The 25,064-nt window shown below is 48.1% G+C and carries 19 protein-coding genes and 1 riboswitch; of the genes, 5 read left to right on the top strand and 14 right to left on the bottom strand.

The features are described 5' to 3' along the window. Positions 1 to 430: 430 nt before the first annotated feature. Both J2Z18_RS15135 and J2Z18_RS15130 read right to left on the bottom strand, forming a co-directional pair. Entirely contained in the window at positions 431 to 1,855 is a 1,425-nt protein-coding gene (locus tag J2Z18_RS15135) for a response regulator transcription factor (protein ID WP_210094942.1), read from the bottom strand. Continuing rightward, positions 1,852 to 3,597, bottom strand: a complete 1,746-nt coding sequence (locus J2Z18_RS15130; RefSeq protein WP_210094941.1) for a sensor histidine kinase — start codon at positions 3,595 to 3,597, stop codon at positions 1,852 to 1,854. Before J2Z18_RS15130 ends, J2Z18_RS15135 begins: the two co-directional genes overlap by 4 nt. Positions 3,598 to 4,037: 440 nt before the next feature. Here J2Z18_RS15130 and J2Z18_RS15125 point away from each other — a divergent pair, with 440 nt between their 5' ends. From J2Z18_RS15125 to J2Z18_RS15115, 3 genes are all read left to right on the top strand, one after another. Continuing rightward, positions 4,038 to 5,738 (top strand): extracellular solute-binding protein, encoded by a 1,701-nt coding sequence (locus J2Z18_RS15125; protein ID WP_210094940.1) that lies wholly within the window; start codon positions 4,038 to 4,040, stop codon positions 5,736 to 5,738. 100 nt (positions 5,739 to 5,838) lie between these two features. Continuing rightward, a complete protein-coding gene (locus J2Z18_RS15120; RefSeq protein WP_210094939.1) occupies positions 5,839 to 6,729 on the top strand; it encodes an ABC transporter permease in 891 nt (296 codons plus the stop codon). Between the two features lie 65 nt (positions 6,730 to 6,794). Then, positions 6,795 to 7,685, top strand: a complete 891-nt coding sequence (locus J2Z18_RS15115; RefSeq protein ID WP_210094938.1) for a carbohydrate ABC transporter permease — start codon at positions 6,795 to 6,797, stop codon at positions 7,683 to 7,685. A gap of 127 nt (positions 7,686 to 7,812) precedes the next feature. Here the strand turns inward: J2Z18_RS15115 and J2Z18_RS15110 are convergent, their stop codons facing one another. The 3 genes from J2Z18_RS15110 to J2Z18_RS15100 form a co-directional block, all read right to left on the bottom strand. After that, entirely contained in the window at positions 7,813 to 7,998 is a 186-nt protein-coding gene (locus J2Z18_RS15110) for a hypothetical protein (RefSeq protein WP_210094937.1), read from the bottom strand. Between the two features lie 13 nt (positions 7,999 to 8,011). Continuing rightward, positions 8,012 to 10,171: a non-ribosomal peptide synthetase gene (locus J2Z18_RS15105; RefSeq protein WP_210094936.1), complete on the bottom strand. Its 2,160-nt coding sequence runs from the start codon at positions 10,169 to 10,171 to the stop codon at positions 8,012 to 8,014. Positions 10,172 to 10,380: 209 nt separating this feature from the next. Further along, positions 10,381 to 10,475, bottom strand: a riboswitch (cyclic di-GMP riboswitch). A 708-nt stretch (positions 10,476 to 11,183) separates the two neighbouring features. Beyond that, positions 11,184 to 14,015 (bottom strand): ligand-binding sensor domain-containing protein, encoded by a 2,832-nt coding sequence (locus tag J2Z18_RS15100; RefSeq protein WP_210094935.1) that lies wholly within the window; start codon positions 14,013 to 14,015, stop codon positions 11,184 to 11,186. A 222-nt stretch (positions 14,016 to 14,237) separates the two neighbouring features. Here J2Z18_RS15100 and J2Z18_RS15095 point away from each other — a divergent pair, with 222 nt between their 5' ends. Continuing rightward, the gene (locus J2Z18_RS15095; protein WP_210094934.1) at positions 14,238 to 15,071 is read left to right on the top strand and encodes a polysaccharide deacetylase family protein; all 834 of its coding nucleotides are present in this window, start codon (positions 14,238 to 14,240) and stop codon (positions 15,069 to 15,071) included. 311 nt (positions 15,072 to 15,382) lie between these two features. On the opposite strand, the gene J2Z18_RS15090 is transcribed toward J2Z18_RS15095, so the two are convergent. The 9 genes from J2Z18_RS15090 to J2Z18_RS15055 form a co-directional block, all read right to left on the bottom strand. After that, positions 15,383 to 16,261, bottom strand: a complete 879-nt coding sequence (locus J2Z18_RS15090; protein ID WP_210094933.1) for an AraC family transcriptional regulator — start codon at positions 16,259 to 16,261, stop codon at positions 15,383 to 15,385. Positions 16,262 to 16,449: 188 nt separating this feature from the next. Further along, positions 16,450 to 16,902 (bottom strand): hypothetical protein, encoded by a 453-nt coding sequence (locus J2Z18_RS15085; RefSeq protein ID WP_210094932.1) that lies wholly within the window; start codon positions 16,900 to 16,902, stop codon positions 16,450 to 16,452. 189 nt (positions 16,903 to 17,091) lie between these two features. After that, a complete protein-coding gene (locus tag J2Z18_RS30480) occupies positions 17,092 to 17,520 on the bottom strand; it encodes a methyltransferase domain-containing protein (protein ID WP_244869122.1) in 429 nt (142 codons plus the stop codon). After that, the gene (locus J2Z18_RS30475) at positions 17,460 to 17,684 is read right to left on the bottom strand and encodes a hypothetical protein (RefSeq protein WP_244869101.1); all 225 of its coding nucleotides are present in this window, start codon (positions 17,682 to 17,684) and stop codon (positions 17,460 to 17,462) included. Before J2Z18_RS30475 ends, J2Z18_RS30480 begins: the two co-directional genes overlap by 61 nt. Before the next feature lie 46 nt (positions 17,685 to 17,730). Continuing rightward, positions 17,731 to 18,948, bottom strand: coding sequence for an MFS transporter (locus J2Z18_RS15075; protein WP_144867742.1), 1,218 nt, complete (start codon positions 18,946 to 18,948; stop codon positions 17,731 to 17,733). A 24-nt stretch (positions 18,949 to 18,972) separates the two neighbouring features. Next, a complete protein-coding gene (locus J2Z18_RS15070; protein WP_007131897.1) occupies positions 18,973 to 19,998 on the bottom strand; it encodes an ROK family transcriptional regulator in 1,026 nt (341 codons plus the stop codon). Positions 19,999 to 20,264: 266 nt separating this feature from the next. Next, positions 20,265 to 20,849 (bottom strand): hypothetical protein, encoded by a 585-nt coding sequence (locus J2Z18_RS15065; protein ID WP_144867744.1) that lies wholly within the window; start codon positions 20,847 to 20,849, stop codon positions 20,265 to 20,267. Positions 20,850 to 20,951: 102 nt separating this feature from the next. After that, positions 20,952 to 22,166: an FAD-dependent oxidoreductase gene (locus J2Z18_RS15060; RefSeq protein WP_144867746.1), complete on the bottom strand. Its 1,215-nt coding sequence runs from the start codon at positions 22,164 to 22,166 to the stop codon at positions 20,952 to 20,954. Between the two features lie 89 nt (positions 22,167 to 22,255). Beyond that, positions 22,256 to 24,322, bottom strand: a complete 2,067-nt coding sequence (locus J2Z18_RS15055) for a multicopper oxidase family protein (RefSeq protein WP_210094931.1) — start codon at positions 24,320 to 24,322, stop codon at positions 22,256 to 22,258. A 216-nt stretch (positions 24,323 to 24,538) separates the two neighbouring features. On the opposite strand from J2Z18_RS15055, the gene J2Z18_RS15050 reads away from it, so the two are divergent. Continuing rightward, entirely contained in the window at positions 24,539 to 25,009 is a 471-nt protein-coding gene (locus tag J2Z18_RS15050; RefSeq protein WP_007131893.1) for a MarR family winged helix-turn-helix transcriptional regulator, read from the top strand. The last annotated feature ends 55 nt before the right edge of the window (positions 25,010 to 25,064 follow it).

Genomic DNA, 25,064 nt, shown 5'->3' with positions numbered 1-25,064 from the left:
TCTACGGGCTAGTTCTTTTCCTTTAGGATTTTCCAAATGGCTTTCTCCTCGCTTTATATTTAATAAGCTTAATATAAAGCGAGATTCCAATACCGTGCCATCGATTGACATGACAATCTTCGGGTGGAGCATGACAAATCTGTCACTTCCTCTACCAGCTTTCCCTCCGAGCTAGCTTGTGTTAGTAGACTGATAAATTGTATATGAAATAATTAAGCCACCTGGCTCCTTTCCAAGTGGCTCCATTAACCTTGCTACATATTTGATTTTCTTCGATTTATTCTTTGGAAAAAGAGCCTAAACGTCATTATGAAGAATAAAGTATTGACTCAACTTTTAGGCTGAAAAGTTATAATTTACACCCAAAATATTTATATATTTCATGAGTTAACAGGCACAGGAGGATTCATCGGGAATTTCAAGCAATCGTTTACCTCACCTTATTCTGCTGTCTATATTCGCTCGGCAGCATGCCTGTCTGCTCTCGAAAAGTTCTGCTGAAATATTTCTCATCCTCGTATCCGGTTTGCTTGGCAATCCAGACAATTGGCCTGGACGTCTGCTCCAGATATTCCCGCGCTTTATCGATTCGTACCTTGCGCAGATATTCATTGAAGGAATAGCCTACGATTTCTTTGAAACATTGATAGAAGTAGCTTCGGCTCAAATTGACCCGCTTCGCTACATCGATGGCGAATAACGGAGTATCAAGTTCGTCGTGTACGATCTTGACCGCGTTCATAATGCTGCCGCTCACTTCCGGGCTCAGCTGCAGGCTGCCTGACAGCGTTATCCCCATTTCCCTGAAATGTTTCAGCCAGTCCACCACCTCCCGCCAGCACGTAAATGTGTCAGGCATCTTGATCTCATCAGGTTGTATCGCTCTAAATAGCCGGTTCCAGTCAACCATAAAACCGTAGATCCATTGCATTAATTTGGAGACAGGTATACGCAGTTCTTTGAATCGGCTACAAAGCTTATCAAAAGCCTCGTCGTCATGGACCCATGTGAAGGCATGCAGTAATTCCTTCACAGTCTCCGTCTCTTCTTCTCCCGGTTCAGGTTGTTCCACCAGCAGGTCCATGACAGACTTCTCAATCGGATAGGGCTCATGGCCGTCGCAGTCGTAGAAAAAATCTCTTCTTCTGTAGGCGCGGATCCGTTGAAACAGATCGGAGGGAGATAAACCGGCAGTATGCCGCAGCCGTACCAAATGCCATCCGGTGCTTCCCACTCCGTTTGGAAGCGGCGGCAACGGGGCATCTTCATAGGGACTTTGAGGCTGAACCTCCCTGGTAAGATCGGTCAACCACAACAGAATAGAGCCTTCCGTTTCGGCTATCCAGCCCAAGGATACGCAATCCGCAACCATTCTGCTTGTTAATGGCTCATCCGGATACGTCAATAGCGCATAGGCCGTTTCGCAAGAATTAACTTCTACGATCGAATCCGCCTCGTTCTTGTGCTTCTGCTTCTCTGCCATAATGCGCGAGTGAATGCGCTGAAATACTTCTTCGAACTGTTCTTTTTCAAGCTCTACCTTGGCAATGTAATCAATGGCGCCCAGGCGCAGCGCTTCCTGGATGTATTCAAAATCCTGATGAAGCGTCAGCACGGCGATCGCGATATCCGGATATAACTTGCGTACAATCCGAATTAATTCGATGCCCGACATCACGGGCATGGCCAGATCGGTCATTAACAGATCTACCCGATTCGCCTTCAGAAAATCAAGCGCCTTCTCCCCGTTGGCAGCTTCGCCTACAACTCTCATTCCGAACGATTCCCAAGGCAAAAAGGACATCAGTCCCTTACGTACAAGCTTGTCGTCGTCTACGATGAGAACATGGATCATTTTGTTGATTTCCCCTCCCCGATTTGTATCGAAATGATGATGCGGGTACCTTTGCCAAGCTCGCTTGTTACCGAAAGACTCGCTTTCCCTTCGTAATGAAAGGCTAACATTCGTTTGACATAATTCAGCCCGATTCCCATTCCCACTCGATGGTGCTCGGTCTGTTCCTGCTCAAGCAATGCCTCAATCGTTTCCTCAGAGATCCCCCCACCGTTATCCCGAATTTCGATCTCAAGTCTGTCATTCTTTCTAACCACCACCTCGATTCTGCCGTTGTCATCCAGCCCGTGATAGAGTGAATTTTCAACCAACGGCTGCAGAATGAATCTGGGAACCGTCACTTCGAGCAATGCGTCGTCCACGTAAATTTTGACATCGAACTGAAAATTGTATCGAATTTGCTGGAGAATGAGATATTGTTTCAGTGAATCAATCTCATCCCTGATCGTCGCGACACTGTTGCCTTTGCGGAGATTGTAGTAGAGCAGTTTGTTCAACGAAGTGACAAGCCTGTCGATCTCCTCCTGACCGTTCATAACGGCAAGCCAGTGAGCAGTATCCAGCGTGTTCATCAAGAAATGCGGATTGATCTGATACTGAAGCTTCTCAATCTCCAGATCCGCTCTGCGCTTCTCCTTGGCCTTGATTTCAGAATACAGCTGCGTAATCTGAACCTTCATATGTTGAAATTGGTTTAACAACATCTCGAATTCCGGTATGCTCGATTGCGTGGCTGCCGCATTAAAATTGCTGCCCGCAATCGATTTGATCTCCTTATGGAAGCGCGACAGCGGCCGGTACACCATTTTCCATAGAAGCCAGCCAATCGTCAGACTGACTACGGCGAACAGCAGCGCCAGCCCCAGCATCTGCATCATCCAGCGGTTCTTCTCGCGGTTGTAGTCGGATTTCGCAATAAGCGAGACCACGCTCCAGCCCTGATTGCTGACTTGTCGATACCAATAATAGTCGGACGTAATACCTGTTACCAGGGATGGCGATAGTGTGTCCGAAAAAAATGAATTTTCAGGGAAGATATCTTGAAGTTCGCTGTAAGAAATTCTTCCGTTGTTGTCCAGAATTAAATGATTGGTATGCTTGCTGACTTCATCCAAATCAAGAATGCTCTGCGTCAGCTTGAAACCGGACTCAATGTAGACATAGGCATCCTCCCTCTCCGGCAAATCCACCTTTCGCAACGCGGAAAGCACATATTGATTGTTGAATCGGTCTTGACTGATATGCGGTCCAAAATAGGTGATGCCATAATACTCAGCGAGGATTGGAAGATTATCGATATGGAATGCCTGCTTCATGCCGGTATTCTCAAAAAGAGTGGTCTGATCGTCGCGTAAATAATACAACGTTAATCCTACATTGGGATTAGTGAACGTGATGAGATTCAGCTGACTTTTGATCTCGTCCGTCAGATAACTCCGGTCATATGGCTGCTTCGCTGTCAAAAACTTTTCAAGCTGCCTACCGACATTCCCCTTGAAGGTCAGTTGTTGGGAAACGTGGTTCAGATTGTTCAGCGTGTTCTCAAGCGACAATCTGACCTGCTTTAAATTGCTTTGAATGCCGGATTGCAGCTTCGTATTCAGAATGGATGTAATGGTGTTGTAGGAAAGATAACAGGTGCAGATGAACGGGATCAATGTTGCTGCGGCGAACAGTAAAAGAATTCTATTTTTCAAGGTCAATCGCTTCAGGCCGGATTTCCAATCCTTTTCCGGTTCCATCGTCTCACCCCCATCCATACTTTCTCAGTAAGAATGACTGCAGATTCGAGTGCTCTCCTGGGTCCTGCTCCATTTTATTGGGTCTTCCAATTGAACTAGACTCCTCCTCTCTTTGAATGGTATTGCTTATGACGTGCATAAACAGAAACAGGTGAAAAATCTTTCTAGAATATAACACAAATAAAAATGATTATTGAGCAAAGATTTCAATAAATCAGATGCCTAAGCTGTTATCTTTCCAATGAAAAAATCACGGGTAGACAAATGTCTTCTCCTTAGTAGGTGAAATGTCCAACCATCCGGAGCAGCCGTAAATTTTTGTACAAATGACCCCCTCATTTAGAAACCACCTTCTATCCTTGAAGGCGGTTTCATTGTGTTACAGTTAAATGGTCCATAAGGATAGTTATTCCATTCAATCTGGTAGAAGGGGTGTAATTATGAAAAACAAGTCAAAACCGTTAGCGCTTTTACTGGCCTGCTTTCTCGTGCTAGGTGCTTGCAGCAACACAACTAATAACACGCCGGCTGCACCGGAGAAAAGCGCGGAGTCAAGCGAACCCGCTGATCCATTTGGCCGCTACGAAGAGCCTGTCCAGATCAGCATCAGTATTGAAATCGATCCCACCGATAATGAGCTGCCGCCTGGCGACACGCCGCTGGACAATCAATACACTCGTCAGATTAAGGAAGCGCTTAATGTGGACGTCGATCATCAATTTGCTGCCACCGGCCAGAATCTTCGCCAGAGAATTAGTCTCGCTATTGCAAGTAACGATTTGCCGGATGCTATGGTCGTTAATGCCGTTGAGCTGCGCCAATTGGTCGAAGCCGACCAGATTGCCGATTTAACGGAGGTGTATGAGCGATATGCATCCCCGGATATAAAGAGCATCATTGAAAACACCAACGGTGCTGCCTTGGATGCAGTAACCTTCGATGGCAAAATCATGGCCCTTCCGGGTGTTCAAGCCAATGCCGATGGCATTCACCTCTTGTGGATCCGGCAAGACTGGCTGGATAAGCTGAACCTTGAACCGCCAACCACGATGGCAGAACTTGAGGACGTCGCCCGTGCTTTCGTCGAAGATGATCCGGATGGCAACGGTAAGCGCGACACGATTGGGATTACCGGACCGGAGAGCGGCGGTAAGCTGTATGCGAACTTCCTTGAGTCGAAGAACAATTTGTACGGTTTTGACCCCATTTTCTCCGCGCATGACGCGTTCCCTGGATACTGGCTCGAGGGCGAGGATGGCAGCCCTGTGTACGGGTCGATCCTGCCGGAGACTCGCGAGGCGTTAGCTAATTTGAGAGATTTGTATTCCAAGGGACTTATTGATCCAGAGATGGGTGTTCGTAACAAAGCGGATGAACCCATTATCGCTGGAAAATCCGGAATGTTCTTTGCGCCTTGGTGGATGGCTTACGGCCCGCTAACCAATGCCGTAAAAAACGATCCCGAAGCCAACTGGCAAGCTTACGCCCTGCCTTTAAATCAAAATGGCGAATTTAGACCACATGCTGCCACGCCTTCAACTGAGTTTGTGGTGGTTCGGAAAAATTACGAGCATCCGGAAGTTCCTATGAAATTACTAAACAATTTGTTTAAAAACGAGCAGGAGAACACCTTTGACCCGAGCAAAGGCGGGCCTGGTTATTATCCGCTCCGCGTGGTGTACGCTCCATCCGATGAAATTGAATTTACGGTCAAAGCCCTCCGTGATGTGCTGGCAGGCAATAAAACCGCAGAGGATTTTGCGAATGACAAAGCCTACAAACTGCTGCCTTCGGACATCGCAAGTATCAAGACGATCAAAAAGGAGCCTTACGATTCTATGGATATATCAACATGGAACCCGGAAGCGAATTGGGGAGCATGGACTCGAGCGTACTCCATCATGGTGGGCGGCAGGCCGCTGGTTGATACCGAGTTTGAGGCGGTGTCCAGTCTTCTGTATGAGCAAACGCCACTAATGGAGAGCCGTTGGGTGAATCTGCGCAAGTTAGAGGATGAGACCTTTCTGCGCATCATCATGGGTGCGGCTCCATTAGAGACATTCGACACCTTCGTCGAAAACTGGAAGCGTCAAGGCGGCGACCAGATTACCCAAGAGGTTAAGGATGCGCTTGCGCAGTAATCATCTTAAGGCTTCATAACGAATCATATAGCCAGAGCTTGAGGCACCTGTCAGGAGCTCTGGAACACTCGATGCAGGATGCGGGGAAAGGAGTGCTGTCATGCGAATGAAAGGCTTCGCCAAACATTATTATCTGATGCTGATTCCGGGATTTCTATGGCTGTTCGTCTTCAGCATCGTTCCGATGTTCGGCATCATCATTTCGTTCCAATATTTTAATCCAGGCAAAGGAATACTGGGCTCGGATTGGGCGGGGCTTGAACACTTCAAGTATATGTTTTTGCTGAAGGATACACAGGAAGTCTTCAGCAATACGCTAGTCATCGCGTCCATGAAGATTGTCGCCAACCTGATTGCGCCCCTGCTGTTTGCACTGATGCTCAATGAGCTGCGTCTAATGATTCTCAGGCGCTGGATTCAGACCATTGTCTATCTGCCTCACTTTTTATCCTGGGTTATTCTGGGGGGCATTGTACTCGATCTGTTCTCCTATAACGGACCCGTTAATCAACTGACAGCTTTGTTCGGATTCCAGCCCAAACTGTTCTTTGCCGATGCCCAGCTGTTTCCGTTCCTTGTAGTCGGCAGTGACGTCTGGAAGGAATTCGGTTTTGGTACCATTATCTATCTTGCTGCGCTTACCGGAATCAACCCGGCAATGTACGAGGCTGCTAACATCGATGGCGCAGGACGCTGGAGAAGTCTCTGGCATATTACGCTGCCCGGGATCCGCACTACAGCCGTATTGCTTACGGTACTTAGCTTGGGTAATGTGCTTAACGCGGGCTTCGACCAAATTTTCAATCTGTATAACCCGCTCGTCTATTCGACAGGTGATATTATTGACACCTGGGTCTATCGTACAGGTTTGCTCAACCTGCAATATGAACTTGCGACCGCCGTCGGCCTGCTAAAGTCCGTTGTAGGCTTCCTGCTGATATCCGTCTCGTATTATCTGGCTTACCGTTTTGTTAACTATCGCATATTCTAAGGATTCATCCTGATGCAAAGCTATACAAACGCATCCCATTCCAACTAGAGTAGGAGGTGCTGACCGTGGTCAGAGATCGGACGTTCGGCAACCGCGTGACGGATATTATACTGATTGTTGTCCTGATAGGCATAACTTTGTCTTGCATCCTGCCGATCTGGTACACGCTCTCCCTTTCGCTTAGCTCCAACTCAGCCGCTGCGGCCGGCAAGGTCTGGCTATGGCCGGTCGATTTCAATCTTAACGCATATGCCCAGATTCTCAATGACAATCAGTTCTTCCGGTCCTTCTGGATCTCGACCCAGCGAGTGCTGCTGGGGGTTACGCTCAACTTTATCATGGTTGTGCTCATGTCTTATCCGCTCTCGCGGACAGCGAAAGAGCTCAAGGGGCGCAATGTGTTCATGTGGATTCTCATTTTCACGATGTTATTCAACGGCGGCCTGATCCCGCTTTATCTGACGGTCAAAGAGCTCAACATGCTGAACAGCATCTGGGCACTTGTCCTGGTCGGCGGTGCGCAGACCCTCGTCTTCAACGTCATCCTCACGATGAACTTCTTTCGCAACCTGCCCAAGGAGCTGGATGAAGCCGCCCTGGTCGACGGCGCGGGACCATGGTACATCCTGTTCAAGATCTACATCCCGCTGGCCGTGCCGGTGCTGGCGACCGTCTCGCTGTTCAGTATCGTGTATCACTGGAATGAATTTTTGTACGGTCTGATCTTCATGTCCCGTGAACAATTCTATCCACTCCAGACGTATATCCAGCAGCTTGTCGTCTCGGTCGATCCATCGACGATGTCTGAGGACCAGTACCGCCGCTTGTCGGAGTTGTCCAACCGGACACTCGATGCCGCCAAGATCTTCATCGCGATGCTGCCCGTCCTCATCGTCTATCCGTTCCTCCAGCGCTTCTTCATTCACGGGATTACGCTGGGTTCGGTTAAAGAGTAGCTTACCCACCCAGGACAACAGATTATAGAGATCTATGCCATTCTCTTTACGTTTTATAGTAAAACATACTGAAAATAGGGGCCGTTCCACATGATCTTAGATCTTGAGAAACGGCCCCTTTTTGCGGCTATGATGCGCCGGGTAGACAATTCATTCCCGTATAATCGCTTCGGTTATTGGAAACGGAGTCCTCCCATCCATCATTGGAGCTGACTGTACATAAAGGATCGACGGATTTGGTCAAATATGCGGTCTCGATTTGCTCGGCATCCTTGTCCAGCCAAATCTTATTAAGCATTTGCTTTCGATTCATTTATCGCTTCGTGTCAGTTAACGAGCATCGGACGAAGAAAATCAGGGTCCGGCAGAGCTTTTTTATCGACTTTCCCGTTAGGGGTGAGCGGCAAGCTTTCCACTTGTACTACAAGAGAGGGCAGGAAATATTCAGGTAAATTTCGGGCTAAATACGCCATCACTTCCGTTTCGGACAACATCTGTTTCGCAACAAAATACGCACATATTATCGGATTTCCACTTCTGTCGGCTTTGATGGCTACCGCGGCTTTCGAGATTCCATTGTGTTCCAATAGCCGAGTCTCGATTTCTCCCGGTTCCACTCGATACCCTCGGATCTTCACTTGATCGTCGATTCGCCCGATCATTTCGATATTGCCATCCGGCAGCCACATGGCCAAATCCCCCGTTCGATATAACCGTTCCCCAAGGAGCGGATGTTCCACAAACTTGGCTTCTGTCAATTCCAGCCGGTTCACATACCCCCGTGCGATACCGTCTCCTCCGACGCAAAGCTCTCCCACTACTCCGATCGGCTGAAGATTTAACTGTTTATCAAGAATATAAGCGGAGGAATTGCATATTGGTCTGCCAATTGGAATGGCGGATTCGAATTCACGTTCGATCGGGAAATAAGTGGAGAACGTCGTGTTTTCCGTCGGACCGTACATATTGATCATCCGCAGATCAGGGCACCTCTTCCTTACGGCATTTACGTACTTCGGCGATAACGCTTCTCCGCCGATTAGCAAGGTGTCTACCGTACGAAAGATGCCCGGATCCAGTTCGGCCAGATTATGGAACTGAGCCGTAGTCAGGAACCAAGCCGTAATAAAGTGGTCGATGATGGTTTCCTTCAATTTGCGAATGTCAAATGAGTCCGTGTCATTCATCAAATACAAGGTAGATCCGTTCAAAAGGGATCCCCAAATTTCAAAGGTCGACGCATCGGATGCAATTTTACCGGTTTGCAAAATTCGATGCTCCTTGGAAAAGTTGAAATAATTGGTATTCTTGACCAGGCTTACGATGTTGCGATGCTCAACCATGACCCCTGTCGGTGTCCCCGTTGATCCGGAAGTATAGATGATATACGCTAAACTTTGCGAGGTTACAGCAGATATCGTATGGGAACCGTTGTCGAGGTTTTGCTGCGCGTTGTCCCAATAAATTACTTTTCCTTTAAATGCAATGTCAGGCTTCCAACTGGAAGGGGCCAGCAAAAATCCCGCCTGACTGTCCTCGAGCATATATTCGATTCTTTCACGCGGAGAATCGGCTTCGATGAGCATATATGCGCCGCCCGCTTTCAATATGGCTGTAAGCCCGACAATCATGCTGACAGACCGGTCCGCGATAATGCCAACGACGCTCTCCGGCCTAACGCCGTGACACTGCAGTGCTTTTGCAAGCTGATTCGCGTGTTCGTTCAATTCCCGATAGGACATCCGATGCTCCTCGGTCATGACCGCCGGGCGATCGGGGTTTAAGCGCACCTGCTCCTCAAACAAGTAATGGACCGTTTGGCCGGAAGGATAGTCCGTCTTAGTTCTGCTGAAAGCCTGAATCTGTCTCTCCTCTACTTCCGACATCATGCGTATGTCGGCAATCGCATTCTCGGGGAAATTAAACACTTCATGCACAATTCGGCTCAAATGGCCGCCCATCTGCTCGATCGTTTCTTTTCTGTACAACCGGGCCGAATATTCAATGTGCATCATGATAGATTCCTTCTTAAAAGCCGTCAAAGCAAGCTCAAACGTCCCCAACTGATCGGATTCATCTGGAGTGGTATTGGCACTTTGCCAAGTAAAGGCCGCTTTGATGAACGGATTGCCGTTCAGATTCTTTCGCATATTCCGATCCTCGAGTGCTTGCATCGTGGTATGCTTGACCTCTAACAGAAACTTACCTAATGGCTTATGTACAGTAGGAGAGTAACGTATAGGAAACATCTGTCTTTCCAACAGATACCCGATTACAGGATCATCCTCGCCGGTATATTTGGCAAGCAGAATCGCATAACAAGCCATAAGTGCCATATCCACAGTTATTCCGAAATTGAACGCCAGTTCATGGAGTTTTCGGGTCGTTGCAAAATCAAGGGAAAAACTAACCCGGTTTCTTTCATCGTTGGTCCATCCCCCTCCTGGCAATTCCTCAATTGTTACTTCACTTGTCGTTTGTTCCATGACCATCTACCTCCCGGATTATCGATTCATTAATGTCTGATTGTTAACGAACAGAAAAATCCTCTTAGCATTCTGTAATGAAATAGCGTCCCCCTTCAACACCAGACTAGTTTTTTTGTTATAGCGAAGCTGCCGTTGTTTTTTGGAACGTCAAAAAAACCCCTTTCATCAATTCAAAATAATGAATAAAACGGAGGTTTCCCGTTGTATTCGGCAACTGGCTGGCATTGCGGTTGCAGTAGGTCCCGCATTAGCCCCTATAGCTTTGCGTCGCCACCTTTCGGTGGGTTTGCTATTGTCGTACAAAAATAGTATTTAATTTGTAAACCATGATTATATTATGTATTCGATTTACATTTACTGTATCTTGTTTCCAATTGAAAATCGATAGGTCTTTTGTTCAATATTGTGTTTCAAGAATGGTTTTGATGATATTGATAACCATCATATAACTCTAGGTCGCGATAGTTAATTTTTACTAATTTTATCTGTGCACCGTTTTCACTAAACTTCACCTAACTATGTATTATCACTATTTTTAACAGAAGACAGGGATACGTTATTACTAATAAAATCGATTAAGAACAGAGGCTTACACACGTTTTTTGTCCCTCGGCATAATTCCACAAATTACGCCATTACCCTAATAGAATCGGTATTCATTGTCCTAAATCCCTGTGTATTCTTCTGTTGTTACTTGGATATTGGACGATGGTTAATCAAGACAATAGTTCTATTTTTCAATGTCGAACCTATATCCATTGCCCTAATTACGACAACGGAAATCATTAGAGTCAATAACTTTTGTCGCTTGTCCTCCGGGACTAAAATACCGTTTTATAACTAATAAGGACAACTCCCATCCGACGCGAAAACTTCCATAATTTCAACTCGTTTGGTAATTCCATTCTTCAAGTTCGCTGTCTAATGGATCACTGGGATCACTGGACAATAAAGCAAAGAGCCGTTGTCCAGGACAACGGCCTCATATTGCTATCTGTCATGAACAGTTTTAAAAAGGTCCGGTTATTTTCACCTTGATTTTATTAGATTCAACGGTTACCCCGTTTAATGTAATACGGATCGACAACTCGGCTTGCCCCGGTTGCTTGGCGATAATCTTTCCTTTTGGGTCGATCTCCGCCTTATCCGGACGGCTGCTCACATACTCAATGTGAGCGCCGGATAACTCCTTAGTCTTTCTTCCTCTCTCAAGAAAGACTTCGTAGGAATAACGGACTTCATCTCCAGGGTGAAGCTGGAGCGATTCGGCCTCAAGCTGCACTTTGTCTAGTTGTACGACTAAATTAGGGTCGCTGTACTTCATCAGCTCGCTGCCGTATTTGAAATACAAGTTGCCAAAGTCGTCCTGTGCCAGCTTTTCCGCATTGCTTTCCAACAAGATGGAAAGTGCTTTGCTTGCTGCATCGATTTTGAAGAGATTGCTCGTGTACGTACGGTCGGCAACATATCCCGTAAAAATAGTCCCATACACGTTGCCGTCGGTTCCAACGGTCAAGCGGGGATTGCTGTGCGTATAATCCGCGGCTGGAAACAGGTCGTTGCTGTAAATAACTTCTCGGCGCTCCGGATCATAAATGAACAGAGCCCCTAATGCCATTCCCCAAACGTTACCGTCCGGCCCCCATATCAAAGACGTTACTGCTTTTTTCCCCGGAACAGGCACCTGTTCCAGTTCTACCCGGCCGGATGCTGTATCGTATATGGCAAGCTTTCCCTCTCCGCCGGTCATGGCGCCTGTGCCCATGAAGAGCTTTCCATTTTTGTAAAGCAGCGAATTGATCGAATGGCCAGCAATGATGTCCCGTTTCACATCAAACTTCCCGGTATCCGGGTTGTACACGGTTAGAGCACCGCCTGTTTTGCCTGCAATTGGATAGGAACCGATGTATAGCAGGTTTTCTTCCTCAACCCCGAGCATTGCTACAGGCCGGTCTTGCTCCAAACCCAACTGACCAAGCCGCAGCGGGTTATTCGGTACCGAAGGATCCGTCCGGTTCCAAGGTTTGGCCGGATCGTATTCAAAGATGGTCGCTCTAGGATAAACGCCAAAATACATTTTTTCGTTCAAAGAGCCGAATCCCTCGACTTGGCCGATTTGAGGATAGTGTTTGGTTTCGTTGCGGGTCGGCGAGTAGATCCCCATGCCCCCGCCGGAGATGAAGCCGGCAGACAAGATCTGCCCGTCTATGCTCTTCCCGATGTTAAACAATTCTACGAATTGTGGCGGGAACGGGAGCTCAGGCGTCTCAATCATACCGGTTTCCAGATTGTAATAAAATGCCCTGCCGCTATTTCCGGCCAACCCGACCAAGGTCCAGCCCGGATATTTGGACTGATCCAGCTGTACATAACCAAAAGCGACGCCTGCTCCTTTGACATCCACACCCAGCGAGCCGTAAGCTCCCGTATTCACGTCGTATGAATAAAGGGACCACTGCTGCGCGCCTCCCGGAAGAGTCTCGTAATAGGTGTAGAATACCGTTTTGCCGTCAGGCGCTAACGGTGAGAATCCTCTGGCGTTATAGGCCGTATTTTTATTTACGATCCAGCTGGCAGCATCAGGATCATAGACGAACATAACGGGTCCCGGATCCACGCGTACGAATAATTTGCCCCCTGCATACTGGAGGTCATAAACCGAGGTCATGCCATTAAACTCAGGCGGATGAAGCGCGGTGGATGTTCCGCTTGCGAGATCGTATTTATAAAGCTTGGCGACATCGGCGCCCCCCACATAGATCGCTTGGTGATCGGAATCGTAAGCAAGGCTGCGGATATGCGACTCTTTCGATGATGACTTGAAGGATTTAAGAATTCGAGTCTGGTCGGAAGCGGGATCATATTCAAACAGCGTTTGGGAATATCCCGTTCCTCCATATACTTTGCCATCTTCCCCGGCTACAAGCGTCCAGATTACGGTATCGGTAGGTACCGGTTTGCCGATCACCCGCATTGTGTCCTCAGCAGGATCATATTGAAACAACGTCCCGTTCGGTGTACTGCCGATGTATACCTTTCCGTCGGATGCTGTCACAATCGCCCAAGCTGCCGATACGTTGCTACCGTCAAGTGCTACAAGCGGGTGTGTAGCCTTCACTTCTCTGGAAGCAACATCCATTACGATGAATTGTGCCGGATCACCCTGTGCGACCGTGAACAAAGCATCCTGGCCATTCTTGTCTTTACCGAAGGCTGCGGTCATCAGGGTTAGACTCGACGATTGCGGCCCCAAATTCGTTAAGTACGGTGAGGACGCATGCGTTTGCAATGCGACGCTGTCAACGAAATACCTGCCGGTTTGATCGCCATTAAAATTGAAGGCGACTTTGACCTCTGCAGCATTTTTAGGCGCCGCAGCAGCTACGCGTAAACTCTGCCATTTCTCAGAGGGTTCTCCGACCAGACCGCTGACTATGGAGACAAGCTTACCGTCTGCATCATAAAACCTGAGGTCGGCCTTGCCTCCCTTGCCTTCATCCGAAAGCACACTTGCCGTCATGACGACATTTCCGAATGGCTCGATCGCGTAGGCATCGCTCACCGCTCCGGAGCCTGCAGTTGGTAACAGGCGCTCCACTTGAAGACTTCGTTCCCCGTCCGCATATACGGACTCGCTTACGGTAAGGGCAGCTGCATCTTCTTCGGGCTGCCAGCCCGGCACGCGCCCATCTTGCTCCGGCTCCTCAAAGCTGCCATTGATCATAACGTTGGTCGAGTCAACATTTGCAGCATACGTTACCGGCATTGCCCACGCGAAACTTGCAAACATCATGATAAACGTTACGGCTGCGGCAACCCGACTCCTCCACTTGCTTCTCACTAAACTCTCTCCTTTGCGATTGGATTTTCCCTTTCCAAAGACAGTAAACGCTTTCAATACGCTATCATCTTATCATATCCCGTTAATTGTATACAAGTAAAATACATGTAAGCGAACTCTTTCAAACTATAGACGACCAGCAGTTCGTTTCGTTCTTATTGAATAACAAGCTAAAAATCCGGGGAATATTAGGAGCAAAATATAACCTGAGGAGATTTAATTATGAAATTACGGTGGTTTCTGCCGCTATTGATAATCCTCATATGCTCTGGATGCGGCAGCCGAGCCCAACCTGTCCCCCAACAGCGACAAAATACGGTTGCCAACAACCTGACACAGTCATCCAATACTCCAAATTTATTAGATGGTTCTGAAAAGGCTGTTCGGACCACGAAACCCATGTCTCTTGCGGACTTAAGGGCAAAGTACCAAAGCACGTTCTGGCTTCATGGCCCGTCTTCCAAGCGCGAGGTCGCTTTAACTTTTGACGATGCGCCTGATGACGTATATACCCCTCAGATTTTGGATGCTTTAAAACGAGAAGGCGTCAGAGCAACGTTCTTTGTCGTTGGCAATCGGATTGAGGCTCACCCCGAAATCGTACAGCGTATGGTTGAAGAAGGTCATATTTTAGGAAACCATTCGTATAATCATGCGAATTTGCCCAAATTAAGTGATGAAGATTTCCGGAGTCAAATTAACAGGACAGACAAATTGATTCAGTCGTTTACGGGCTATCGGCCAACCTTCGTTCGACCTCCATACGGAAACATCAATGAGCCACAAATTCAATGGCTGGCAAGCCAACACAAAATCATCGTGAACTGGAATGTCGACTCATTGGACTGGAAAGGATTAAACGCGGAGCAAGTCAAAAGCAACATTCTGGCCCACACTATGCCAGGGTCCATTATTTTGCAGCATGCTGCCGGAGGAGTTGGCGAGGATTTATCCGGGACCGTTCAAGCGTTACCGGACATCATCAGAAGCCTTCGAAATCAAAATGTTACGTTGGTTACCATCCCGGAACTGCTCGATGAATCGATTCGCCGCTAATCCGATATAAAAATACACTGACGAGCTTAGAGAATCCCTCTATAGGCTCGCCAGTGTTAAAATTATGGTATCCCGTTTCTAATAACCAATCTAATCGGCAAAAAGCATCTCCTCAAATTTCAGGTGAACCCCTTTCACACCGCGATCCACATCGTAATTCGACAATACAGCGAGCGTATAACCGGTATTTAAGTACGTAACCGATCATCCTCCGAAAGTTTCTGCATAAATGAGACAAAGGCTTCCAAGTCCATTTCCTTCAGTCGCAAGTTCATCATTGAATATCGCTCCTATTATAAATTCAAATGGTTCTAACGAACTTTAACCACGGGAATCCATAACTCGACCTCGATTTCTTCCGTAAACACCTGTTTTTCCAAACCAGCTTCGATTTCAGGACCGACTTGGATCATGGGTCCCTCAACTTGCTCATATCCCGAGGAAGGAAACCATTCGCCATAAATCCGGTGCCACTTTTCTTGTTCCCATGGAATTTCCACTTCAAATATGGCCCAAGTCATTGCAGGCACAATAAAGTGTGTAAAGTGTTCAGGACAAGATGCTGTTGAAGCAACAGCCATATAATAATCAAAATCTTGCTTCCCAAACAGTCCTCCTTCTCCGAGATGAACATGCGATATTCCGTAAGGTGCTTGGTTGTTTAGCGATTTCAGCTTGGCATACCGTTCATGGTCTGTCGATTTCCAAACCTGCACTACACCAGGATGTTCACCCGAGGCGATGGGTGTGACTCTATTTCTTATCCCGATCACTTGAAATGCGTCCTTTTGCTCGATTCTATACTTCATGGGCTCACTACCTCCTATGGATAATCGAAAGGTCATGGGAGGATATGCTTTTAAGGAATGCCCGGCAGTTCTCGCCTCAGTCGGTGTAATTCCATGTAATGCCTGAAAAGCTCGGGTGAATGCATCGGCCGATTGATAACCGTACTTCATGGCGGTGTCGATGACTTTGACTGATCTGTCCTGCAGATCAATCGCTGCAAGCGTAAGACGTCTGCGACGAATATATTCTTGTAGAGGAATACCTGCCAAGTATGAAAACATCCTTTTGAAGTGAAAAATGGAGCAGCAGGCTCGTTTAGCGATCTCACGTTCATCCATTTGGTTCTCAAGATTCTGTTCAATATAGTCTAATGCTTCATTCAAATGTTCAAGCACATTCATCCAATGACCCTCCTTTCCTCCATAGGATAACAGGGAATAACTGCATGCATCCGATACATCCTGTTCAACTTCTGCAGGGAGGCCGGGAATTAACTCATCTGCTGCTGAAGCAGTAATATCAATTAGTTATATTTAGCCAAGAGGGAACGGTCTTTTCAATCAACGCATGTAGCCCCCTATAGCCATAATTACTTAAGCAGCCCCTCAAGGACACTCCGATCGAAATCGTTTACGATTCGATAAGTCCAGCCATATCTTTTATGTCTGACTGCGCTGTTGTAAATTCGAATGTGATCGGGGCCATAAAAGAATACTCCGAACGTCCTGTAATTTGACGTGTACAACCGTATTTCATACTCGTCGTTATCGTAATTCCAGACATCACTCTTTCGCAGCTTAATTTCGGAAAGGCTGTCCATAAACCTGTCAATCGTGGCTTGATCTGTAATCTTAGTCAGCGATTCGTCCGAACGGAAGCGATTCTTACCGACATTCATCTCGATGATCTTCTCGGACTCCTTCAAATGATCGAGCAATAGCTCCTTGAACGAAGCTTTGGATTGATACGCATCGTAAACTATCCCGCTAATGACGATCAACGCGCACAGCGTCAAAAACACATACCATGAGCGCTTGCTCACGGAGCATCCCCCCTTTGTTTTATTTTGCTGCATCTGTGGTTTCCCAGAAGCATCAAACAACAATTAACAAGACAAATTCAATTGTAACATAAGGATTTGCAGGAAAATGCTGATAAATAAGTTTCGTAAATACTCTTGTTAATCTGAATAAAAAATAACCATCAATCTAAGACGGTTATTTGTACTCTTCTATTTTTTAATCTTGCAAATGAAAAAAGGGTACTCCGGGAACTCATCGTATACATTCTTTTGTTCTATCTGAAACGCAGTTCCCTTTATGTAAAATTCCAGCTTTTCCAGGAAGGAGTATTTAAGGCTTGCCATAAACATAAGGTATCCTCCTTGCTTCAGTAAGCTGAAACAAGAATCCAAGCATCTGTTGAAGTCGCCGGTCTCGTTGATCGCAGAACCTATTAAAGTTACAATGTCAAACTCCCCTCTAGGCAAGTCGGAATCAAAAATGCTTTTACATAAAACCTTAGAAGGATTGCGATGCCCTTCGCGTTTTTGCCTATAGGCAAATATCTCACATATATCATTGTCGATATCAATACTTGTTAATACTCCTTTTCCTTTAAGCCAGTATCCAAGGTAATCATCCCAATCCCCAGTACCAATTCCAACATTGCATACCTGAATACCTCAGTAGGCTTGAACGATTTTCGCACATAATCTCTTGTCACCACTTCTGTATACAGACATGGCGGAGAAGAATTCCATTCGCCGGCTTCGGGACTTTTTAACTCAAGATAATAACGAAATAACTTTTCGTCCATGTTCATCGAGAACTCCTCCAAGTATCTATAATGCTCGGATGGCTAACCCCGCTTATAGCGGATGGATATCTGCCGAGCGCTCGTGTCGACGGTTCAATAGAACGTTCAACCGTTCGGAGAACAACATCATGGCTGCTGCCGAAACGGCGATATAGATCGGAAAGACTCCGATCGTTGCGAACCCGGCCAGCAGTCCCAGAAGCGGCGGAAGCAACGTGCTGCCTGTGTAGGCAACGGCCATCTGGTAACCCATGATTTTTCCGGCATGCTCTTGGCCGAATCGAACCGGCGTCTCATGCAGCATGCATGGATAGATTGGCGCGAGTCCCAGTCCCATGATCAGCAATCCGGCCAGCGCACAACCGGTCGGAAGCGGCAGCAGCAGGAGCAGCACCCCGGTAAGCGTCAGGATCTGTCCGCCTCGAATGAGCAGCCGATTGCTTAATTTGAATGTAATGAATCCGGTGATGAATCTTCCGATCGTAATGCCTGCAAAATAAATCGAACCCCACAGCGCGGCTTCGTCAGCGGCCAGTCCCCGCTCTTTCACCAAATAGCTGCTGCCCCATAAGCCCACTGTCATTTCAACCCCGCAGTAGAATAAGAACGATGCCAATGCGAGCTTGACGCCTTTCACTTGAAGCGGTTTGGACGCCACCTCCCTGCCCGAAGGAGATGCCGTCTCCGAATGCTCCACTTCCGAACGCGTACTCGCTTTCCCGGCCCGCGCCCTCCATAAAGGAAGCGTAAAGACCAGGATAATCACAAGTGCAAATTGAATGCCTGCCACGGCCAGATAGCCGTCTCTCCAGGATGCATTTCCCGATAAGAACGCGCCCATGATCATCGGCCCCGCTGTCGCGCCGACACCCCAAAAACAATGCAGCCAGCTCATGTGATGTGCCTTGTATCGTGCTGCAACGTAATGGTTGAGCGCTGCATCGACCGCACCTCCGCCAAGTCCGAGCGGAATGGCGCTGACGATTAACCACACGACAGATGGCGCATATGAAAATCCGATGAGTGCGCTGGCCGTCATCACACAGCTTGCAAGTGTCACGGTCCCCGTACCGAAACGCCGCACAACGACTCCGCTTAACAGGCTCGATACGATCGTCCCGACCGTAACGGTCATCGATAACAGCCCCGCTATCCCAAGCGGCGCGTTCAAGTCCAGCCGCATGACCGGCCATGAAGCGCCCAGCATGGAATCCGGCAGCCCGAGGCTGATAAACGCCAAATAAATAACTAGAAGCAATATAGTCCCCATTCATGTACTCTCCCGTTTTCAATTTCAATGGTCTGCAGAAATAAGCAGATTCAGCCCCAGCCTCTTTAATCCGTTCAAATAGTCTTCCTGCCAATCGCTGGCCGTAAGCTTCGGCAGATGCTCCTTCGAAATATAAGAAGCGCTTCTTGCCGAGATCGCGGTAAGAAGTCGATCGTTTACCTCATCACGGTTAAAGATGACGGCATTCGGGTTCAGAATCGCCGTTAATGAAGCAATCAGGCGGCTCACGGCATCAATCCTGTCAGCCTCATTGATGGCAGCATTCGTTCCTTCGACGTAAGTGATCGCTTGTTGGAAATTGCGCCTGTCATACAGGGGCACGAATGAGACTTCACCCGAGAAGGACGTGCTTCCCCGAACGACGTTTCCGTTGACCAGGATCCCTGCTCCCGGCCCGTTCTGGCCGAAATACAAATAGACGAGCGAAGGATTGTCTTGAACGTCCATTTTGTCGTAATAGCCCAATACAGCTGCGTTCATATCGTTCTCCACGACGACGGGAAGCTTAAAACGGGTCTCAAAATGATCCTTCAAGTCAAAATCATGATATTTCTCATAGCCCGGAATATATATGATCCGCCCGCCGTTCACTGATCCCGGGACGCCAAAAGCCAGCGAACCGATCCTAGGAAACCGCTTGATCAAGGATTCGATTTGCTCTGCCAACGTCTCAATACCGTCTAGCAGAAAGCCGGGAGAGATCCCTTTTTCCTTCACTTCGCCCATGCTGTTGTATATTGTGTATTGCGTTTCCGTTCTCTCAAGAAAAAGGGCGACGCTGAGCTGATAATCAGGATTATATGCGTAACGTTGAGCTCTTCTGCCGCCGCTGGATTCGTCGAGACCAAGCGTCAGCAGTTCGCCTGCCTCCTCCATCTGGTGGATAAACTTCGTGATCGTCGGAAAGCTGATTCCTAGCTTTTCGCTCAGCTCGACCTTCGTTGCACTGCCGCATGATAGAAGCGTGGCTCGAATGCCCCGGAGTATTTCCTTCTTCATGTCTTTCGGCGTTGATATCTTCTCGCTCACGGTAAGATCACCTCCGTTACCAATACTTATTAAACTACTTTAATAAGTATGCTTATCATAGCATGGAAACTGAGCAAGCGGAAGCCTCCATACGGAAAATACCAAGCAAACAAGCTGGAGATGGCGCTGAATATGGAGATAAGCATTTCTCCAGGAAGGAGCATTTTTCATCTTAAGCGCAGCCATACGGTGTGCGTAATAGGACGGGGAAGTCCGTAATAAATACAAAAAAAGCCGCGATATTCGCGACTTTTATCCATGAAGGATCAAGCTTTTGTTCGTAACCAAGCTTCGAACTCATCCGGCGTACGTACATCATCCTCTAAGACTGCTGTGTAAATATCGTAGCTCTTTACCTCTTTTCCGTACTCCTGACGTGCTGCCCAGCTGCTTTTAATCTGCAGGATTGCATGACGCAGCTCCGGTGTTAGACGAGCAGGCATCGTTGCCACATGCTTAAGATCAGGCTGCTGATCCGGTTCATCGACAAACCATAGGTCCATTGCCCAGTCCTTTCCTTTTGACGAGGTATACTTTACCCCAAGATATAGACCATCAGGGTAACTAGCATCTGTCCTAAAATCGCCCGAATCATTGAGGAATCGAAGCTCTCGCACACCGTTACTCGTCATCAGCCTGGAAGCAATTCGGGCAATTTCATCAACCTGGAGCTTCGAGCAGACCACGGTAATGTCAAGGTCTCTCCACACCATTAATCCGAGCGCGGAGCTGCCTACTCGTACCGGGGTTCCTGCTGTTGCCAGAAGCTCTTCCAGCCTCAGTTCCTTGACGACCTCATCCGCCTCATGTTGAAGCGCATCCTGCTGATTTAATAATTGGATATCATTCATTCACAACACCTCCTTGCTATGCTAGCATACTTTCATCCAAGTAGGCATTACAAACTTCCGATTATACTAATCTAGATAATCTAATGATCTGCTCATTCAGCCTTATCGGGATGCCCCCGCATTTTGAAGCACACGCTCTTCCCAGTCAATCCGATAATCGTACATCCAGCCATGCGAATCTTTATTGGCGGATTTCAAGAACAGGGGCATCATCGTGTCCCGAAAAAAGGCCTGTACCCGGTTGGATGCATATTTACGCTGTCCTAAGGTGCGAGAATATCGCACGATTCGCTCTACGCGTTCATGCCTGAGCGACCGGAACGTGGTGAACGCAAGTTCAAGATCGTCGATATCCCGTATGCATTTCGTCAGCATCATCGCATCCTCCAATGCCATCGAAGCGCCTTGACCGGCATTCGGAGATGTCGCATGAACGGCATCCCCGATGAATACGGCCGGACCTTTGTGCCACGTCGGCTGCGGCGGCATATCGTAGATTGGAAACGCACCGATATCTCCCTGTGTTGATCGAATGATGTCCAGGATCAGCGGATCATCGCCCTTATATAATTCCGTGGTTCTGCGGTGCCATTCCGACTGAGAGATTGCTAACATGTCTCTGCGGGTCGGTATTCCCTTAACCTCCTCGTTTCCAAACCAGAATACCTCACCTGATGGCTGAACAATATATCCGAAAAATGCTCGGTTGCCGAACACCATCTGTTGTACGCCCGGCACAAACGGTACTTTTACCCCTTTGGAGAATCCCCCAATGCTTATGAGTCCCGTGAATTGGGGCTGCGGCGCATCCGGCAGCAGGCTTTTGCGCAAGGAGGAATGAATGCCGTCACAACCGACGACGAATCTCACGGTTTCCGTCATCCCATTTTCAAACTCCAGCTCCGCTTCCGCGTTTCCGCTCTTCATACGCACAAGCTTGGCTCCAAGCACAAGGGGAATTTGTTGTCGGATGACTTCATCCCGCAGGACGCGGTGCAGGAATCCGCGCTTTACGGTGTATCCTTGCGGCTCTCCTTCCATATGACCGACCTCACCGAGCGGCTTGCCCTTCCCGTTACGAAACCGCATCACTCGCATTTCAAAGCCTTCGCTGCGAATCGGTTGATCGATGCCTAATTCCTTCAGGACACGCAAGCCGTTGCGGCCCACGTTTAGAAATAAGCCTGCATAGTCGTCGTGCGTCGTGGCTGCCTCATAGATGACAGGATTCCAGCCGATTCGCTTTAGAAATAATGCCATTGCCGGTCCTGCAATTCCGCACCCGATCACCGCTACCTTGTTATTGTTCGTATTCATATTCCTTCCATCTCCTTTATCTTAATCATTAAGATATATTACGTGAATTTATCTTGAATCCTATCGTTCAACCCATCGTTCATAAATGCTTATTCAGGATGATTGCCCGTATCGCTGCCTATTGCGAATGGCATGTAGACATTCTCATATGCCACATGCATGGTCATTCCTTTTTGTGCATGATCCAGATTATGGCAGTGATCCATCCATAGGCCGGGATTATTTGCCAAGAATGCGACTTCGAACGACTCGCCAGGTTCAATATTTAACGTATCCAGGACGAGCGGGCTTCCGCTGATCGGTTCGCCGTTCCTGCTTAGGACCTGGATATGATGCCCATGTAGGTGCATAGGATGGTCGGCAAAGCTCCGATTGACGAAGGTCGTTTTTACGATATCTCCCTCCCTGACCATGAGAGTTGGGGTTTCCGGAAACGCCTTTCCGTTGATTACCCATTGCTGTCCCGCTTCTCCGTTATAAGTGCCAAAGTACGTCTGATCTAAAATCACCGTAAACGATCGGTCGAAGTCGGTCGAAGGATTGAACGGAGTGTCTGCTGGCGATCCATACGCTGTGATGTCTAACACCGTGCCTTTCTGGAGTATGTCCGGTTCACCTTGCCCATCCTGACTGTATACAATGCCGATCGGATCTGGTTCCGAGATCATTGTCAAAGTGACCGGCGTCTTTGGCATGGTGAAAATGACATCATAGCGCCCTCCCCCACCGATCCGCAATAAGCTGTCCGTCAGCGTTCCCGGCTCATTGAGCTCATAGCCGTCGACGGCGGCTACCTTATAAGATACGCCGTTCAATGTGAAGGTCTGCGTCAAGTTCCCCGCATTAACGAGCCGAAGCCGTACGGGTGTTCCCGGTTTTACCTTCTGCCGCTGGAACGTATCGGCCAAACCGAGCGCTGCAATTTCCCTGCCGCCCGGCGTCACCCAATGATGGGCCATCACGGTCGCATCCATCGTTTCCGAATCTTGCTGATTGGACGGACGAATGACGAATGAACCGAACAGTCCCTTTTGCACTTGAATGGAAGATTGCTGGTGGGAGTGATACCAGTGGGTTCCCGTTTCATTGACGACAAAACGGTAGGTATACGACTCGCCGGGCATCACGGCATCCTGGGTCATTCCGGCAACGCCATCCTCGCCATTCGGAACATCAACGCCGTGCCAGTGAAGCGTAACGCCGCTCGCAATGTTTTTGTTCACTAACCGTACTTCGACCAGATCACCCTCATCCGCTTCAAGCGCGGGTCCCGGGATCTGCCCGTTGAACGTCCACGCTTCGATGGCTTCGCCGGAAGCCAGACGGAGCGTCTTCGTCTCGGCGCTCAATACATACTTTTTGTCGGGAATACCTGTTTGGGGACCTTTGAGCTCCGTGACGCTCACTGGATTTCCACTCGTCCCGGTAACTTGCCCCTGGTGGTGGGCGTGCATATGATCGTCTTCAAGGATATCACCTCCCCCAAAATCGGCGGTGCGATGGTGAACCATGGGCATCGTGCCGGGTAATTCACTCATTCTCATGGATATCACCAATCCGGCGAGCGCGGTTCCAAGCACAAGAATGGAATACAATGCGCCCCTAGCAATTCTTTGGATACGTTTGGGCGGGCGGTTATCTACAATTCTTAATCTCCTGCCGTGATGAAGGCTAAGCAATAGTGCTGAAAGGATTAAGGCCCCGCCGTATATCAATAAATCCCTCAGGTTAGGGATAGCCGGGATGTCAATCGCCACAAGCCACAATGCAATTACAGCTCCAACGAACATAACATGAACGGTGACTATGACCGATTGCTTGGCGTGACGATCCATCGATTCCCGCGACAGCTTCGGCCGCGCAACCATCCGTACGGCAGCCAACGGCAGGCCAAGCAGCGGTAAAACGACGATGACTCGGTCCATGACGTACAGCCAGCCGAACTGAAGCATAATGATCAGGATGACGGCTGCCCACAGGATGATCAGGCTGCTGCCGATGGCCACACCGAGTTGCGCCGCCCTTACCCAACGCCGGTAGCTCGGGTCGCGTCCTCTAACATATTTAAGATGATTTACTACAAATCCAGTTCCCCCCCAGACCGCAATGGAACACAGTAATAGCAGAAATTCAAATCCCATTAGTGATTCGAACAAGACTGTTCCCCCCATCTAATTATCTTAATCATTAAGATATATGATGATCAAAATCATTATGTTCATTTTACAATAATGAGGGGATGCCGCATTGGTCTCAAGACTGATTCTTCACCTGGACTCTGGATGGAGATGTTGATACCAGCGGTGTTTTTTTAATGCAAGATAGCTGTTATGGTATACTTCATGTATCGCTATGTTTAAAGGTGGTATCGTATGAAACCGACACAACAAGATCTGCAGCAGTCGCTTACCGAGGCTTCCAAACAATTATCTACGCAAACCGTCATGTTCCATCAAGCGGTCGCGGCGCATCTGGGTCTTAACATTACGGATCATAAATGTATGGATCTGATCCTGAGCAAAGGAAGGGTCACGGCGGGACAGCTCGCCGAATGGACCGGCCTAACCACGGGGGCGATAACAAGCGTCCTCAACCGATTGGAGAAGGCAGGCTTCATCCGCAGAGCCAAGGATCCCGGCGATCTCAGGGTGGTTTATGCCGAGCCCGTCTATTCGCAACTGCATGCGATTAAAGAGGTTTTCGCTCCATTAAACGATGCCATGCTTGACTTATATTCGAAGTACGATCAAGATCAGCTGGAGACCATACTCGATTACATCCTTCATTCCAATCAAATTCTGCGTGGCCTCATCGAACAGCTTCGCAAGACCACGAAGGAATAGAAAATAACCGCGATTTTGCATCTATTAACTTGTGTACGCCTTTACTCTATATAGA

Origin of the sequence: Paenibacillus lactis (assembly GCF_017873605.1) — a bacterium.
In the GTDB taxonomy this organism is placed as follows: domain Bacteria; phylum Bacillota; class Bacilli; order Paenibacillales; family Paenibacillaceae; genus Paenibacillus_AQ; species Paenibacillus_AQ lactis.
The sequence above is the reverse complement of the archived record's forward strand: the minus strand, read 5'-3'. Positions and strand labels throughout refer to the sequence as shown.

Excerpts from the sequence above, each read along its gene's own strand:
- J2Z18_RS15090 (WP_210094933.1), bottom strand. The coding sequence starts at position 16,261 with ATGAATGTGCTTGAACATTTGAATGAAGCATTAGACTATATTGAACAG.
- J2Z18_RS15065 (WP_144867744.1), bottom strand. The coding sequence starts at position 20,849 with ATGAATGATATCCAATTATTAAATCAGCAGGATGCGCTTCAACATGAG.
- J2Z18_RS15125 (WP_210094940.1), top strand. The coding sequence starts at position 4,038 with ATGAAAAACAAGTCAAAACCGTTAGCGCTTTTACTGGCCTGCTTTCTC.
- J2Z18_RS15105 (WP_210094936.1), bottom strand. The coding sequence starts at position 10,171 with ATGGAACAAACGACAAGTGAAGTAACAATTGAGGAATTGCCAGGAGGG.
- J2Z18_RS30475 (WP_244869101.1), bottom strand. The coding sequence starts at position 17,684 with ATGAACATGGACGAAAAGTTATTTCGTTATTATCTTGAGTTAAAAAGT.
- J2Z18_RS15050 (WP_007131893.1), top strand. The coding sequence starts at position 24,539 with ATGAAACCGACACAACAAGATCTGCAGCAGTCGCTTACCGAGGCTTCC.
- J2Z18_RS15060 (WP_144867746.1), bottom strand. The coding sequence starts at position 22,166 with ATGAATACGAACAATAACAAGGTAGCGGTGATCGGGTGCGGAATTGCA.
- J2Z18_RS15075 (WP_144867742.1), bottom strand. The coding sequence starts at position 18,948 with ATGGGGACTATATTGCTTCTAGTTATTTATTTGGCGTTTATCAGCCTC.
- J2Z18_RS15130 (WP_210094941.1), bottom strand. The coding sequence starts at position 3,597 with ATGGAACCGGAAAAGGATTGGAAATCCGGCCTGAAGCGATTGACCTTG.
- J2Z18_RS15095 (WP_210094934.1), top strand. The coding sequence starts at position 14,238 with ATGAAATTACGGTGGTTTCTGCCGCTATTGATAATCCTCATATGCTCT.
- J2Z18_RS15135 (WP_210094942.1), bottom strand. The coding sequence starts at position 1,855 with ATGATCCATGTTCTCATCGTAGACGACGACAAGCTTGTACGTAAGGGA.
- J2Z18_RS15120 (WP_210094939.1), top strand. The coding sequence starts at position 5,839 with ATGCGAATGAAAGGCTTCGCCAAACATTATTATCTGATGCTGATTCCG.
- J2Z18_RS15110 (WP_210094937.1), bottom strand. The coding sequence starts at position 7,998 with ATGAATCGAAAGCAAATGCTTAATAAGATTTGGCTGGACAAGGATGCC.